The organism is Pectobacterium punjabense, from assembly GCF_012427845.1.
GTDB classification, from domain to species: domain Bacteria; phylum Pseudomonadota; class Gammaproteobacteria; order Enterobacterales; family Enterobacteriaceae; genus Pectobacterium; species Pectobacterium punjabense.
Genome location: NZ_CP038498.1, coordinates 721904 through 736820, shown reverse-complemented (window position 1 = coordinate 736820; position 14917 = coordinate 721904). Strand labels below are relative to the sequence as shown.

Sequence of the window (14917 nt, the reverse complement as noted above, 5' to 3'; positions counted from 1 at the left end):
ATTAGTGGTAATTCAGTCAATCTCTATAGATGAGACAACGTCCCCATCTAATGGCCTAATACCCAACTGGCTCAGCGTAGTAGACACCCCGACCCGTAGGATATAAGCAATTAATTCATCTCTTTCTTTTTCAGATAGTTGCTGATAGATCTGCATCCATACGGCCAGTGCCGCAGGCTGTCTCGCCGAGTAGGCGGAAGGCTCGATTTCGAGTAATAGGGACTTTCTTACCGTCTCCGGCAAGCTGTTAATTGAGTACTCCACTCCCCTTCCCTGGACGCCTTTACGGCGACGTTTCTCCCATCCATCTTCGCGGGCGCGCTTATTCAATCCTTGTCTTGATTTCGGAAGGCCGCCGACTCCAACCAATTCGCTGGTAGCAAACCACTCTTTTTTCATTGCCTTTCATCCTGATAGTGCCATCCCTAACAAAAACGCATTTATTTTGGAAATTAATTGAGAATTTTAAGGAAAATTAATGCTATATTATTTCCAAATAATAATGTCATGTTAGCTCGGCATATAACTAACATCCGTTATTTATACCACTAATCTACAGTCGTCTTATAGCAAATAAGGGAAGGATTATGATTTTAAGGAAACAAGACTGGCATCCTGCTGATATCATTGCTGCACTGCGCAAGAAAAATACGACGCTGGCGGCAGTATCGCGAGCGGCCGGATTAAGCTCATCTACACTAGCTAACGCGTTATCACGCCCTTGGCCCAAAGGGGAATGGCTTATCGCCGATGCGCTAAGTATTCACCCATCAGAGATTTGGCCCAGCCGATATTACAATCCAGAAACCAATGAGCTTATCGATAGAAAAAAACTCATCCGCCCCGATTAAAAAAGAAAAGCCGGAGATCGACATCTCCGGCTTTTTATTCTGCGTATTATTAACATTCAATAATACCCTAAATAATTCGAGTTGCAGGAAGGCGGCGACGCAGAGAGTCCCCAGGAGCTTACATAAGTAAGTGACTGGGGCGAGCGAGGAAAGCCAACGCACATGCAGCTTGAAGTATGACGGGTAATTAATTTTTGATGAACGTCTCGCCTAGCTCAATATCCTGCTTCAGCGTATCCAGCATGCTGTTCAGTGCATTTTGCTCAAACGCACTTAATGCGCCAATGTCTTTACGCTCGGCGACGCCATCTTTACCTAACAGAATCGGCTGAGCGAAGAAGCGGGCATGCTTGCCATCACTCTCAACATACGCACATTCCACCACACCGCTTTCGCCTTGCAGCGCACGAACCAGAGACAAACCAAAACGCGCAGCAGCCTGCCCCATAGACAACGTTGCCGATCCGCCACCTGCTTTGGCTTCAACAACCTCGGTGCCCGCATTCTGGATACGCTTGGTCAGATCGGCCACTTCTTGCTCACTGAAGCTGATACCAGGAACCTGAGAGAGCAGAGGCAGAATCGTCACACCAGAGTGTCCGCCGATAACTGGCACGTTAATATCCTGCGGCTGTTTGCCTTTCAACTCGGCAACAAACGTGTTGGAACGGATGATATCCAGCGTGGTTACACCGAACAGTTTGTTTTTGTCATACACGCCGGCTTTTTTCAGCACTTCGGCCGCGATAGCGACGGTCGTGTTCACCGGGTTAGTAATGATACCGATGCAGGCTTTCGGGCAGGTAACTGCAATTTGTTCAACCAAGTTACGCACAATACCTGCGTTGACGTTGAACAGATCGGAACGATCCATACCAGGTTTGCGTGCCACACCGGCAGAAATCAGCACAATATCCGCACCGGCAAGTGCCGGTTTAGCGTCTTCACCGCTATAGCCTTTGATCTTCACTGCTGTAGGAATATGGCTCAGATCGACAGCAACACCCGGTGTTACCGGAGCAATATCGTAAAGGGATAGTTCTGAACCTGAAGGAAGCTGGGTTTTGAGGAGGAGTGCGAGTGCCTGACCGATACCACCTGCTGCTCCGAGAACTGCAACTTTCATCCTAAACTCCTTATTATCGTAAAATAAAAAAGTGCCGTGAATTCATTTGGTTATAAACAGAATGTAAAAAATACAGATAAAATTAGTCTACTTATCTTTCTGCAAATAACATGAGAGATAAAGATACGCTATGTCTCTAATAATAAATCAAAAACAGCCATTCGTTTGAAAGGTAAGTAAAGTTAATAAGTTATTGAGCTATAACGTGGTATTCATTCACGTGCGTTTAACCAGTGCGCTACATTACACCGATCAATGGCGTCCAAACAACATCATTCTGATAACATTTGATTTACTTTTATGTGACGAAGGACGCATTTTTCGGACTACCGGGAGGCTCAATTTTTTTGAAAACAGCAACTAGCGCATATCTGGGGAAATCGACTGGAATTATACGCAATTTAATTGCATAAAAATTCACACAACTGCATAATAGAAAGATTAACCATAACAATTAATCCGGTGCAGAATGCGAAATTCGACAAAACAAGAAGACCTCGTTAAAGCGTTCAAAGCGCTGTTAAAGGAAGAGAAGTTCAGTTCACAAAGTGAAATTGTTCAGGCATTGCAAGATGAAGGATTTGAAAACATCAACCAATCCAAAGTGTCGCGCATGCTAACGAAATTTGGCGCAGTGCGCACGCGCAATGCAAAAATGGAGATGGTGTATTGTCTTCCAGCCGAGCTCGGTGTCCCTACTACGTCCAGCCCGCTAAAGAACCTGGTGTTGGACGTGGACTACAACGACGCTGTCATCGTGATCCATACCAGCCCAGGAGCCGCGCAGCTCATCGCCCGCCTGCTAGATTCACTTGGGAAATCTGAAGGTATTCTTGGCACCATCGCGGGTGATGACACCATCTTCACCACGCCAGCCAGAGGCTTCAGCGTCAAACAACTTTACGAAGCAATTCTGGTGTTATTCGAACAAGAGCTGTAATCCGCTCGTCTGGTGCCACTTTTTACTACGTGTAGGCCTGCTACACGTAGTGATTATCGCCCGAACGCTCACACCGCGGGTAATTCAGCCAATGGCCAGCGTGGTCGAACAGAGACGCCAAGCGTCTGGCTAGCGCCGTGAACTAGGCGAACGCTGCCCGCATAGGCAATCATCGCGCCGTTATCCGTGCAAAACTCGGGACGCGCATAAAACACTTCACCACCGCGTTTCGCCATCACCTCACCTAGACGCTGGCGCAGCGTCCGATTTGCACTGACGCCTCCTGCCATGACCAGTCGTTTAAAGCCCGTTTCATCCAGCGCACGACGACATTTGATGGCCAGCGTATCCACGACGGCATCTTCAAACGCACGTGCAATGTCGGCACGCGTTTGATCGTCATCACCATTGCTACGAATCGTATTAGCAGCAAACGTTTTTAGCCCAGAGAAGCTAAAATCCAACCCCGGCCTATCAGTCATCGGACGTGGAAACGTAAAGCGATGGGGATCGCCCGCCTGCGCCATTTTCGACAGCATTGGCCCCCCCGGATAATCCAATCCCAGTAATTTGGCGGTTTTATCAAACGCTTCACCCGCAGCATCGTCAACCGATTCACCCAGCAAACGGTATTCGCCAATACCCGTCACGCTGATGAGCTGCGTATGACCGCCAGAAACCAGCAACGCGACGAAGGGAAATGCTGGAGGGTTATCTTCCAACATGGGTGCCAGCAAATGCCCTTCCATGTGGTGCACAGGAATCGCCGGAACGCCCCAAGCGAAGGCAAGAGCACGACCAACCGTCGCGCCCACCAATAATGCGCCAACTAAGCCAGGCCCGGCGGTATAAGCCACGCCATCAATATCACCGGCCTGTAACCCGGCTTCACGCAAGGCTGCCTGAATTAACGGCACCGTTTTACGCACGTGGTCACGTGAGGCAAGCTCAGGCACTACGCCACCGTAGTCAGCATGCAACTTGACCTGGCTGTATAATTGATTAGCGAGCAAACCAGTTGTTGTGTCATAAATGGCCACACCAGTTTCATCACAGGATGTTTCGATACCCAATACGCGCATTACTGTTCCTACCTTGATGACGATACAAGCACGCGTTAAATGCCACTTGCTTCAAACTGTGGATAGTCTACCATAAGCGGCCTGATTTCTGCGCTGGCCTTGGTTGCGCGTTTTATGATCACCGCAATGCTTTACAAAGGCGTCACGTTTGCAGTAGAATTCCGCACCATTTTGAAAAGGCTGGCACAAGGCCAGCGGCAAACCGAATTTATTGAGGTGAGAGGCACATGCCGGTAATTAAAGTACGTGAAAACGAGCCGTTCGACGTAGCTCTGCGTCGCTTCAAACGTTCCTGTGAAAAAGCAGGCGTTCTGGCTGAAGTTCGTCGTCGTGAGTTTTATGAAAAACCAACGACCGAACGTAAGCGCGCTAAAGCTTCTGCAGTGAAACGTCACGCGAAGAAATTGGCTCGAGAAAACGCACGCCGCACTCGTCTGTATTAATTTTCAGGAGGGCTTCCCTCCTACGCGTGATTAATCCGCAGACTTAGCAGTTGCATACGAAGGCCGTGCTTTCCGAAAGGAAGCGCGGCTTGTTGTCGTTTATAAGCTATATCCGATGTAACCACGTTACAGAAGGTATACACCAGGGGCTTATGGCTGGACGAATCCCACGCGTATTTATTAATGACCTGCTGGCTCGCACCGACATCGTCGATCTCATTGACGCGCGCGTCAAACTGAAAAAGCAGGGCAAAAACTACCATGCGTGTTGTCCATTCCATCACGAAAAAACCCCCTCATTCACCGTAAATGGTGACAAACAGTTCTATCACTGTTTTGGTTGTGGCGCACATGGCAACGCCATTGACTTTTTGATGAATTACGATCGCCTCGAATTCGTTGAAACTATTGAAGAACTGGCCACCCAATACGGCCTCGAAGTGCCTTATGAAACGGGCACTGGCCCAACTCAGTTAGAGCGACACCAACGGCAAAGTCTGTACGAATTGATGGGGCAGCTGAGCGGGTTTTACCAGCAAGCGCTCACACAGTCGGTTGGTACGCCAGCGTTACAGTACCTGCAACAGCGCGGCTTAAGCGCAGATGTCATCAGCCATTTTGCAATTGGCTTCGCACCGCCCGGTTGGGATAACGTTCTAAAACGCTTTGGTCGAAATAATGACAACCGTAGCACATTGAACGATGCCGGCATGCTGGTGACTAACGATCAGGGCAGAACGTATGACCGTTTCCGTGAGCGCGTCATGTTCCCTATCCGCGACAAACGGGGTCGAGTGATTGCCTTTGGCGGACGGGTATTAGGCGACGGTACACCAAAGTATCTCAACTCGCCGGAAACAGAGATTTTTCATAAAGGTCGCCAATTATACGGCCTGTATGAAGCGCAGCAGAGCCACACCGATCTCAAGCGACTCTTGGTTGTTGAGGGCTATATGGATGTGGTGGCACTGGCGCAGTTTGGTATTGATTATGCGGTGGCCTCGTTGGGGACGTCCACGACCGCCGATCATATTCAGTTACTATTTCGTGCTACAGACCAGGTGGTGTGTTGTTACGACGGAGACCGTGCCGGACGCGAAGCGGCATGGCGCGCGCTGGAAACTGCGCTACCCTATTTGAACGATGGTCGTCAGCTACGCTTTATGTTCCTGCCGGACGGTGAAGACCCCGATACACTGGTGCGTAAAGAAGGCAAGGCCGTCTTTGAACAGCGCATGGAACAGGCTCTGCCACTGTCGCAGTTCCTGTTCGAGACACTGCAACAGCAGGTGGATATGAGTTCACCCGATGGCAGAACCAAGCTCAGCACGCTGGTGCTGCCGCTGATAGGCCAGGTACCGGGAGAAACTCTGCGGCTGTATTTACGCCAGCAGCTCGGTAACAAACTAGGGATTTTGGACGACAGCCAATTGGACAGACTGCTACCCAAAGTGGCTGAGCAGACTCAATCCTACCAGCCACCGCAACTAAAAGTCACAACTATGCGTATACTTGTAGGACTTTTAGTACAAAACCCAAGACTGGCGACAGAGGTTCCTGACCTCGCGCTGGAAGGCATTGAAGAAGACAAAGTGGCTGGTTTATCGCTGTTTCAGGATTTGGTGAAAACCTGCAACGCCAGCCCAGGAATGAATATGGGCCTGCTGTTGGAAAAATATCGCGACAGCAAATACCGTAAACAGCTTGAAACCATGGCTTCATGGAACCATATGATCGTAGAGGAAGAGCTCGACGAGAAGTTCAGAATCAGTCTGGCAGAGCTCTACGATCAGCTGTTGAAACAGCGACAAGAAACATTGATAGCCCGTGACAGAACGCATGGGCTCAACGCCAAAGAAAAAAAAGAGCTTTGGTCGTTGCAACTGGCGTTGACCAGAAAACACTGATACAGAGGCTTAATTGCCGATAAATAGCAGGGTCGAGCCCTGCAAAGAGCCGCTACAGGGGCTGCGGCGATAATAAAAATACCCCTAATGCTATTGTTAGCGAACTACGCTGACCGACACCAACCCAAATACTCTGAAGTGTGGATACCGTCTTATGGAGCAAAACCCGCAGTCACAGCTGAAGCTGCTTGTCACCCGTGGTAAGGAGCAAGGCTACCTGACCTATGCTGAGGTCAATGACCATCTGCCGGAAGATATCATCGACTCGGATCAGATCGAAGATATCATCCAGATGATTAACGACATGGGCATCCAGGTGATGGAAGAAGCACCGGATGCTGACGATCTGTTGCTGGCCGAAAACACCAATGATGCCGATGAAGATGCGGCAGAGGCTGCTGCGCAGGTTCTATCCAGTGTTGAATCGGAAATTGGCCGTACTACCGATCCGGTTCGCATGTACATGCGTGAAATGGGTACCGTTGAACTGTTAACACGTGAAGGCGAGATCGATATCGCCAAACGTATTGAAGATGGTATCAACCAGGTTCAGTGCTCTGTTGCCGAGTATCCTGAGGCTATTACCTACCTGTTAGAACAATACGATCGCGTCGAAGCGGGCGAAAGCCGTCTGTCCGATCTGATCACCGGCTTCGTTGATCCTAATGCGGAAGAGGACATCGCCCCTACCGCGACTCACGTTGGTTCTGAGCTTTCGAGCGAAGAAATGGACGATGACGACGAGGAAGAAGACGACGAGGAAGAAGAAGACGACAACAGTATCGATCCTGAACTGGCGCGTGAAAAGTTCACCGAACTGCGTGAGCAATACGAGACGACCCGTCAGGTAATCAAAGAACACGGCCGCAGTCATGCGCTGGCAGCACAGGAAATCCTGAACCTGTCTGAAGTGTTCAAACAGTTCCGTCTGGTGCCGAAACAGTTCGATTTCCTGGTTAACAGCATGCGTTCCATGATGGATCGCGTCCGTACTCAGGAACGTTTGATCATCAAACTGTGCGTTGAACAGTGCAAAATGCCGAAGAAAAACTTCGTCACCATGTTCACCGGCAATGAAACCAATAACACCTGGTTTGCCGCAGCAGTCGCAATGGGCAAACCTTGGTCTGAAAAGCTGAATGATGTTGAAGAAGATGTCACCCGCAGCCTGCAAAAATTGCAGCAGATCGAAGAAGAAACCGGTCTGACGATCGAGCAGGTTAAAGACATCAACCGCCGTATGTCGATTGGCGAAGCAAAAGCACGCCGCGCCAAGAAAGAAATGGTGGAAGCCAACCTGCGTCTGGTTATTTCTATCGCGAAGAAATACACCAACCGTGGTTTGCAGTTCCTCGACCTGATTCAGGAAGGCAACATCGGTCTGATGAAAGCGGTAGATAAGTTCGAATATCGCCGTGGTTACAAATTCTCGACCTATGCAACCTGGTGGATTCGTCAGGCGATTACTCGTTCTATCGCCGATCAGGCGCGTACTATCCGTATTCCGGTACACATGATTGAGACGATCAACAAGCTGAACCGTATCTCTCGTCAGATGTTGCAGGAAATGGGTCGTGAACCGACGCCGGAAGAGCTGGCTGAACGTATGCTGATGCCGGAAGACAAGATCCGTAAAGTGCTGAAAATCGCGAAAGAGCCGATTTCAATGGAAACCCCGATTGGTGATGATGAAGATTCACATCTGGGCGATTTCATCGAAGATACGACGCTGGAGCTGCCGCTGGATTCCGCTACATCGGAAAGCCTGCGTTCGGCGACACACGACGTACTGGCTGGCTTGACTGCACGTGAAGCGAAAGTCCTGCGCATGCGTTTCGGTATCGATATGAACACCGACCATACGCTGGAAGAAGTCGGCAAACAGTTTGATGTTACGCGTGAGCGTATCCGTCAGATCGAAGCGAAAGCGCTGCGTAAACTGCGTCACCCAAGCCGTTCTGAAGTGCTGCGTAGCTTCCTGGATGATTAATTCATTCCTCGGCTAATCCACGCTCAATAACGTTATCTCTACATAACCCCGGTTCGCCGGGGTTATTTTTTACCTGTCAGAATACTCAGCATACGATTATACGTTATCCTGCAATGCCTGATGTAGCTCCTGATACGACGCCACCAGCGACTCTAACGTCGCACGATTCAGCCCGCTAGGGTTCGGCAACACCCAAACCTGCGTCTCACCGATACGCCGCTCCTGACGCCCCCATGAAACTTTTTTGATACCAAACGCCTGACTGAACGCCTGCTTCCCCAACACGGCCAGCGCACGCGGTTGATAACGCTCGATCTTCTCAACAATCGCATTTCCGCCTTGCAGCAATTCATCTAGCCCCAGCTCGGTTGCCTCAACCGTTGGGCGATCCACCAGCATGGTGATGCCGCATCCGGTATCTAGCAGATGCTGTTCTTCCGCAGGTGTCAGCAAACGTTCGGTAAAGCCCGCCTGATGAATCACCTTCCAGAAGCGATTACTGGGATTAGCAAAGTGGTAACCGTGATGAGCCGTCGACAGCCCAGGGTTAATGCCACAAAAAACAACCTGAAGATTCGTTGCCAGAATATCGGTAATCATGTCTTTCCCTACTGCCGTTGACTGCGCCTATCGTAAATTCTGATAAGAATAACAACAAGCTATCTTGAGTATAAAATCACCACCCGGTAGATCGGCTATAGACCTTTCCCCACACATTACCGTATAATCACCGCCCATTCGGCCCCTTAGCTCAGTGGTTAGAGCAGGCGACTCATAATCGCTTGGTCGCTGGTTCAAGTCCAGCAGGGGCCACCAAATTCAAGGAGTTGCGTTAATAGCGCTGCTCCTTTATTTTTGGGCGTCGGTTTATGTTTATCAGGAAGAAGCGGGATGGGATGGAAAACCAAAACGGCTGGTTGCGTTATGACAGCGGCCATCGTCTTAGCGGGCTACAATTATTACCTCAAGCATAGCGGCCCATCCTGCCTGGAGGTGACGTATGAGCAAGCCGTCGACTATGTGCAGCACGACCTCCTGACACACCGTATTCCCCGCTGGGCTAAATTAAAACCCGAAAACCTCGGTACCGCGACACCCGCGATTACTTTTGCTAAAACCGCTTCACCCACGTTATCCGATCCAGAGGTTTACCTCCTAGCATTCACCGTCTCCGGCCCACAGAAAACACACTCGCTGTTTGCCATGTACGAATGTAAAACAGGTTCAGTTGAGTATGCTTCGAAAGACTAAAGAATGAATTCATCCCACGCATTCACGTCTTAACAACCTGCGAACATACGTCGATAAACGCACGCAGTTTGGGTTGGTTCCTCGCGGCTTTTGAGAAATAAAGAAAGAGGCCATCGTTTCCCGGCGAGAGATCGAGTAACGCCGCTTCCAGCGTGCCGTCTGCCAGTTCGCGTGAGGTATGGAAAGTGGATGAGTAAATCAGTCCGACTCCCCTCACCGCAAGGCTGCGCATCAGTTCCCCATCGTTAACGGTGACCGAACCCGTTGGTTCAAGCCTCACACTTTCTTTATTTTCGATAAACTCCCACCGATAAATATCTCCTTTTTCAGGGCGGCGAAAGCGAATGCATTCGTGATGTACCAGATCGTTTGTGACTTTCGGCTTTCCATGCGTTTTGAAATAGTCCGGCGAACCAAAAACTGCCCACTTAAAGGGCGGCGAAAGTCGTATCGCAATCATATCCTGTTCGATGTACGAACCGATCATGATGCCAGCATCATAGCCTTCAGAGACGAAATTATCGTGACGGTTGCTCACCGTGATATCGACATTCAAATTCGGCCACGCCTGACGAAATGCAGGGATGAGCGGTTCGATGACATGGGGTAATGCTAAGCGTTCAACAATCAGCTTCAACGTCCCCGATGGCTTTTTTGCCGATTGCGCGACATCTTCAAAACCTGCCGCGATGGCCTGTGCCGCGGGGCCAATTCTCAGTAACAGGTCTTCTCCTGCTTCTGTCAGTGCCATCTTGCGCGTCGTGCGGTGGAAAAGTAGCACGCCGAGGCGATGCTCCAGTCGCTGGAGCGACAAGCTCACCGAACCCGGCGTCTTGCCCAGATCGATCGCCGCTTTGCGAATGCTCAATCGCTTCGCTATCGCCAGAAATTCTGCAAGTCCATCAAAACTGTCGGATTGCCCCATCAGGGTTCCTTATCGTCATGCAATACAGGGATTATCAAACCCAATTTATGACAATTTATCACGCTAATACAACAGCATTACATCGATTTTTTAAACAACGCATTCCGTTTTTACCACCTATTTTCAATCAGTTATCCCAGATATAGTCGGCAAACACCACCTGCTGAAGGAATTTGCTATGTCAATAATAAAGCGTTGTACGGGTCTTATCGCCGCGATTGCTGTGTTTGCCGCAGCCTCCCCTGTTTTTGCCCAGGACAATCAGAAAGAAGAGAAAGTATTAATTGTCGTCTCCAGCCTGGATAAAAAGACGCCAGAACTTGTTGGCGGTTTCTGGTTTCCAGAACTGACTCATCCGGTCGAAGTCTTCGATAAAGCAGGGCTGGATTACGATATTGCCAGCCCCAAAGGAGGATTACCGCCCTTCGACGGGTTCGATCTCAAAGATCGGGCGAGTCTGGATTTTTGGACTAACCCAGAACACCGCAACAAACTGGCCAATTCAATCCCACTAGCCAAGGTTGATCCTGCTAAGTACACCGCGATCCTGCTCGTCGGCGGACACGGGCCAATGTGGGATTTCGCCAACAATCCTCAGTTGATCAACATTGTACGTACGATGTATGAGAACAATAAGATCATCAGCGCAGTCTGCCACGGTCCAGCTGGCCTGTTGAATGTGAAACTCAGCAATGGCGAGTTGTTAATTAAAGGGCGTCACCTTACTGGATTTACCGCAGAAGAAGAGGCGTTCCGCCATTACGATAAGATTGTGCCTTTTGAACTTGAAGCCGCGCTGAAAAAGGATGGCGCAACGTTCGAAGAAGCGCCAATCTTTGAAAATAAAGTCGTCGTTGACGGACGACTGATCACCGGCCAAAACCCAGCATCCGCTAAAGCACTCGGTGAAGCTGTCGTCAGCGCGCTGAAAGCGAAAGCATAATCACCACATCATAAGTTGCGTTAGGTGGTAAAACACCTAACGCTGGCAACAACACATGGCATCTACAGAGATGTCGTGACCGAAGTCACATAACCAGACAGGGGCATTGCCGCAGAGATTCAGGATTGTATAGTGAGCTAATAAGACGTTACCGCCAATGGCGGGCGAGACTTGGGCAGAAGTGAGTAGTGATACTCTCCTCTGCCCAAGTTTTTTTTTGCCTGTTATCCGGCGGTTCACAGCGTAGAGCCACAGGCCAGCGCAGCGTAATGATGTAGAAAACGATAAGGAGAAATACCATGAAAGCATTCCCCGAAGGATTTTTATGGGGTGGTTCAGTCGCAGCAAACCAGGTTGAAGGGGCATGGAATGAAGACGGTAAAGGTGTGTCAACCTCCGATCTTCAGCTAAAAGGCGTCCATGGCCCGGTGACGGAACGCGATGACAGCATTAGCTGTATCAAAGATCGGGCAATCGACTTTTATCATCAGTATCCGCAGGATATCCAGCTGTTTGCCGAAATGGGGTTCAAGGTCTTGCGTACCTCCATCGCCTGGACCCGCATTTACCCCGAAGGCGATGATGCGGAACCTTGTGAAGCCGGTCTGGCCTTCTACGATCGCCTATTTGACGAAATGGCGAAACATCAGATTCAGCCGCTGATTACACTGTCGCATTATGAAATGCCGTACGGTCTGGTGAAAAAACTGGGGGGCTGGGGAAATCGTGCCGTCATCGACCATTTTGAGAAGTATGCGCGTACCGTTTTCAGCCGCTACCATGACAAGGTGAAGTACTGGCTAACCTTCAATGAAATCAACATGGCGCTGCACTCGCCCTTTACGGGCATCGGGCTGAGCGGCGAACCCTCGAAGCAGGATATTTATCAGGCAATCCACCACCAACTGGTTGCCAGCGCGCGTGCGGTAAAAGCCTGCCACGAGATTATCCCGGATGCTAAAATCGGCAACATGCTGCTGGGCGCGGTACGCTACCCCATGACCTGCCACCCGAAAGATGTACTGGAAGCACAGAACAAGAACCGTGAATGGCTGTTCTTCGGTGATGTTCAGGTTCGCGGCACCTATCCAGCTTGGATTCAGCGCTATTTCCGGGAAAATGACGTCGAACTCACCATTACCGCACAGGACAAAGACGATCTGAGTCACACCGTAGACTTTGTTTCATTCAGCTATTACATGAGCGGCTGTGCAACCTTCGAGCCGGAAAAATACCAGTCTTCACGCGGCAACATCATCCGCCTGATTCCCAACCCGCACCTTGAGGCGTCCGAATGGGGCTGGCAGATCGACCCCGAAGGCCTGCGTTTCCTGCTGAACGAACTGTATGACCGCTATCAGAAGCCACTGTTCATCGTGGAAAACGGATTAGGCGCGCGTGACGTGGTGGAAGAAGATGGCAGCATTCACGACAGCTACCGCATTGATTATCTGCGTCGCCATCTGATTCAGGTACGTGAAGCTATCGATGATGGCGTCGAATTGCTGGGCTACACCAGTTGGGGGCCAATCGATCTGGTCAGCGCAGGCACGGCGCAGATGTCAAAACGCTACGGCTTTATTCATGTCGATCGTGATGATGAAGGCAAAGGCACGCTGGAACGTCGGCGTAAAGACAGCTTCTACTGGTATCAAAGTGTAATTGGCAGCAACGGGGAATCGTTGTAGCTATCGAGAAAACCAGACGGCGCACAAACGCGTCGCCGTTTGGTTTATTGCGGTGGATTACTTATCCATCAGTTCTTTTAGCTGCGGCGCGCTCTTCTTCACGGCTTCATTCGAGGCTTTTACCTTCGCTTCTTTGCCAACCTGATCGGGGATAAATCCGGCAAGAATCTCCTCGTGGTTGTACCCTTTCAGCCATTCACGCGGGAACGGGGCTAGCTGCTCACCGGCACCTTCATGGCGATAAACCTGCCCTTGCCCAGTACGTTGGTTATACGGGATCACGTTTTTCCCCTGCCGATCGCCCAGCTCTTCATACAGCTTTTTGCGCAGCGCGATTTTGGTATTGACGATCTTCTCATCGGTAGAATCGATCAGGTTGTGCTTCTCTTCCCGATCGTTCTGCATGTCGTACAGTTCTTCTTTATCCCAGACGCCGTAGTATTGGATGTATTTGTATTCCGGCGTACGGATCGCAAACGTGGTTGGCGTCTGCGGAAAGCTGTATTCCCAGAAGTATTCATAGACGAAGTAATCTTTCCGCTTCGGCACGTTATAGCCGTCCAGCCCCAGTCGCCAAAAGCTCTGCCCATCGTAATGCTTCGGCGCGTCGACACCTGCGGCTTCAAGGATAGTTGGCGCAACATCGATGTTTCTGACAATGTCTTCCACTACCTTGTCTTTGGCGAAGCCCGGCCCGGAGGCGATCAATGGCACGCGAATCGATTCTTCATAAGCGTTACGCTTATCGATCAGCCCATGCTCGCCGAACATAAAGCCGTTATCCCCCATCACCATGATGATGGTGTTCTTATCCAGCCCCTGTTTTTGCAGCCAGTCACGCACGCGCCCTACACTGTCATCCACCGAGCGCAGCGTTTCATAGTAATCACGTTGATACTGCTGAAGATCCATATCCGTGTTATAGGGATAATCCACGCCGTGCCAGCTGTTACGTTGGTTCTTCACCCACATCGGCTTGCCAGCATAGTTCTCCGGCGTATCAGCATAGGTATCCGGTACGGGGAAGGTCACCTCTTTCATGCTGCCACGGTGGCGCTTGGCGGGCAGGAAGTCAGAGTGCACGCCTTTGTGCGACAGATACATCATGAACGGCTTTTTCTTATCGAGCGTGTTCAGCCAGTCTACGGCGTAGTCCGTCAGCTCATCGGTGATATACCCTTTTTGCGGCACCATCTTGCCATCGATATTGAGCATGGTCGGCTTGCCGTAGCTATCAATCGGATAATAGCTGCCTTGCCCCAGCAACCCGACCCAGCGATCGAAACCGGCGAAGCCTTTTGTGGCCGTTTTATCTGCGCCACCAAAGTGCCATTTGCCAAAGAAACCGGTTTGGTAGCCGTTGTCACGCAGCAGCTCAGGGAAGTAGTTCAAATGAGAGAGGTCGGACGGATTGTTATCCGACACCCCATGATTATGCACGTACATCCCCGTCAGAATACTGGCACGGCTGGGCGAGCACAGCGAGGTCGTCACGAACGCATTCTTAAAATACGTCCCCTCTTTGGCGATGCTATCCATATTTGGCGTGTGAATAGCTGAATTCAGGAAGCCGAACGCATCGTAACGCTGATCGTCAAGAATGATGTAAACCACGTTAGGTTGCTTTCCATCAGCCGACTGCACCGTCGCTGAAGGGGAAGCCGCCGCTGCGGTATGCGCCCCCGCCGCTTGCATACAGGCCAGCGTAATCGCAGCCAGGAGTCTGTTTCTTTTCATATCCGTTCCTTTTTTTTATGCCATCCCTCCCCAG

At 50.4% G+C, this 14917-nt stretch carries 14 protein-coding genes and 1 tRNA gene; 9 read left to right on the top strand and 6 right to left on the bottom strand.

Translation table 11 applies throughout. The annotated features are described in order from the left end of the window. Positions 1-12: 12 nt before the first annotated feature. Positions 13-399: a DNA-binding protein gene (locus tag E2566_RS03310; RefSeq protein ID WP_107170117.1), complete on the bottom strand. Its 387-nt coding sequence runs from the start codon at positions 397-399 to the stop codon at positions 13-15. Positions 400-587: 188 nt separating this feature from the next. Between E2566_RS03310 and E2566_RS03305 the strand changes: the two genes are divergently transcribed. After that, positions 588-851 carry a helix-turn-helix domain-containing protein gene (locus tag E2566_RS03305; protein WP_005971488.1) on the top strand — a complete coding sequence of 88 codons (264 nt, stop codon included), beginning with the start codon at positions 588-590 and terminating at the stop codon, positions 849-851. Between the two features lie 187 nt (positions 852-1038). Here E2566_RS03305 and mdh read toward each other — a convergent pair whose 3' ends face one another. After that, entirely contained in the window at positions 1039-1977 is a 939-nt protein-coding gene (mdh, locus tag E2566_RS03300; protein WP_005971486.1) for a malate dehydrogenase, read from the bottom strand. A gap of 469 nt (positions 1978-2446) precedes the next feature. On the opposite strand from mdh, the gene argR reads away from it, so the two are divergent. Beyond that, positions 2447-2917 (top strand): transcriptional regulator ArgR, encoded by a 471-nt coding sequence (gene argR, locus E2566_RS03295; protein ID WP_012773258.1) that lies wholly within the window; start codon positions 2447-2449, stop codon positions 2915-2917. 68 nt (positions 2918-2985) lie between these two features. On the opposite strand, the gene tsaD is transcribed toward argR, so the two are convergent. Next, positions 2986-3999, bottom strand: coding sequence for a tRNA (adenosine(37)-N6)-threonylcarbamoyltransferase complex transferase subunit TsaD (gene tsaD, locus E2566_RS03290; protein WP_107170118.1), 1014 nt, complete (start codon positions 3997-3999; stop codon positions 2986-2988). Positions 4000-4226: 227 nt separating this feature from the next. Between tsaD and rpsU the strand changes: the two genes are divergently transcribed. From rpsU to rpoD, 3 genes are all read left to right on the top strand, one after another. Continuing rightward, complete coding sequence (gene rpsU / locus E2566_RS03285; RefSeq protein ID WP_001144069.1) at positions 4227-4442, top strand: 30S ribosomal protein S21; 216 nt, start codon at positions 4227-4229, stop codon at positions 4440-4442. 152 nt (positions 4443-4594) lie between these two features. Beyond that, on the top strand, positions 4595-6349 hold the full coding sequence (gene dnaG / locus E2566_RS03280; RefSeq protein WP_107170119.1) for a DNA primase: 1755 nt from the start codon (positions 4595-4597) through the stop codon (positions 6347-6349). A gap of 154 nt (positions 6350-6503) precedes the next feature. After that, positions 6504-8339, top strand: a complete 1836-nt coding sequence (gene rpoD / locus E2566_RS03275; RefSeq protein ID WP_107170120.1) for an RNA polymerase sigma factor RpoD — start codon at positions 6504-6506, stop codon at positions 8337-8339. A 96-nt stretch (positions 8340-8435) separates the two neighbouring features. On the opposite strand, the gene mug is transcribed toward rpoD, so the two are convergent. Beyond that, entirely contained in the window at positions 8436-8939 is a 504-nt protein-coding gene (mug, locus tag E2566_RS03270) for a G/U mismatch-specific DNA glycosylase (protein WP_107170121.1), read from the bottom strand. 140 nt (positions 8940-9079) lie between these two features. Here mug and E2566_RS03265 point away from each other — a divergent pair. After that, a tRNA-Ile gene (locus tag E2566_RS03265) sits at positions 9080-9155 on the top strand. A 75-nt stretch (positions 9156-9230) separates the two neighbouring features. After that, positions 9231-9590 carry a YebF family protein gene (locus E2566_RS03260; protein ID WP_107170122.1) on the top strand — a complete coding sequence of 120 codons (360 nt, stop codon included), beginning with the start codon at positions 9231-9233 and terminating at the stop codon, positions 9588-9590. Positions 9591-9612: 22 nt separating this feature from the next. Here E2566_RS03260 and E2566_RS03255 read toward each other — a convergent pair whose 3' ends face one another. Then, a complete protein-coding gene (locus tag E2566_RS03255) occupies positions 9613-10515 on the bottom strand; it encodes a LysR family transcriptional regulator (protein ID WP_107170123.1) in 903 nt (300 codons plus the stop codon). Between the two features lie 178 nt (positions 10516-10693). On the opposite strand from E2566_RS03255, the gene E2566_RS03250 reads away from it, so the two are divergent. Both E2566_RS03250 and E2566_RS03245 read left to right on the top strand, forming a co-directional pair. Continuing rightward, the gene (locus E2566_RS03250; RefSeq protein ID WP_107170124.1) at positions 10694-11458 is read left to right on the top strand and encodes a type 1 glutamine amidotransferase domain-containing protein; all 765 of its coding nucleotides are present in this window, start codon (positions 10694-10696) and stop codon (positions 11456-11458) included. Positions 11459-11757: 299 nt separating this feature from the next. Further along, positions 11758-13146 (top strand): glycoside hydrolase family 1 protein, encoded by a 1389-nt coding sequence (locus E2566_RS03245; RefSeq protein WP_107170125.1) that lies wholly within the window; start codon positions 11758-11760, stop codon positions 13144-13146. Positions 13147-13203: 57 nt separating this feature from the next. Here the strand turns inward: E2566_RS03245 and E2566_RS03240 are convergent, their stop codons facing one another. Continuing rightward, the gene (locus E2566_RS03240; protein ID WP_107170126.1) at positions 13204-14883 is read right to left on the bottom strand and encodes a sulfatase family protein; all 1680 of its coding nucleotides are present in this window, start codon (positions 14881-14883) and stop codon (positions 13204-13206) included. Positions 14884-14917 lie beyond the last annotated feature (34 nt).

Excerpts from the sequence above, each read along its gene's own strand:
- dnaG (WP_107170119.1), top strand. The coding sequence starts at position 4,595 with ATGGCTGGACGAATCCCACGCGTATTTATTAATGACCTGCTGGCTCGC.
- rpoD (WP_107170120.1), top strand. The coding sequence starts at position 6,504 with ATGGAGCAAAACCCGCAGTCACAGCTGAAGCTGCTTGTCACCCGTGGT.
- E2566_RS03240 (WP_107170126.1), bottom strand. The coding sequence starts at position 14,883 with ATGAAAAGAAACAGACTCCTGGCTGCGATTACGCTGGCCTGTATGCAA.
- E2566_RS03260 (WP_107170122.1), top strand. The coding sequence starts at position 9,231 with ATGGGATGGAAAACCAAAACGGCTGGTTGCGTTATGACAGCGGCCATC.
- E2566_RS03255 (WP_107170123.1), bottom strand. The coding sequence starts at position 10,515 with ATGGGGCAATCCGACAGTTTTGATGGACTTGCAGAATTTCTGGCGATA.
- tsaD (WP_107170118.1), bottom strand. The coding sequence starts at position 3,999 with ATGCGCGTATTGGGTATCGAAACATCCTGTGATGAAACTGGTGTGGCC.
- E2566_RS03245 (WP_107170125.1), top strand. The coding sequence starts at position 11,758 with ATGAAAGCATTCCCCGAAGGATTTTTATGGGGTGGTTCAGTCGCAGCA.
- mdh (WP_005971486.1), bottom strand. The coding sequence starts at position 1,977 with ATGAAAGTTGCAGTTCTCGGAGCAGCAGGTGGTATCGGTCAGGCACTC.
- E2566_RS03250 (WP_107170124.1), top strand. The coding sequence starts at position 10,694 with ATGTCAATAATAAAGCGTTGTACGGGTCTTATCGCCGCGATTGCTGTG.
- mug (WP_107170121.1), bottom strand. The coding sequence starts at position 8,939 with ATGATTACCGATATTCTGGCAACGAATCTTCAGGTTGTTTTTTGTGGC.
- E2566_RS03305 (WP_005971488.1), top strand. The coding sequence starts at position 588 with ATGATTTTAAGGAAACAAGACTGGCATCCTGCTGATATCATTGCTGCA.
- argR (WP_012773258.1), top strand. The coding sequence starts at position 2,447 with ATGCGAAATTCGACAAAACAAGAAGACCTCGTTAAAGCGTTCAAAGCG.
- E2566_RS03310 (WP_107170117.1), bottom strand. The coding sequence starts at position 399 with ATGAAAAAAGAGTGGTTTGCTACCAGCGAATTGGTTGGAGTCGGCGGC.
- rpsU (WP_001144069.1), top strand. The coding sequence starts at position 4,227 with ATGCCGGTAATTAAAGTACGTGAAAACGAGCCGTTCGACGTAGCTCTG.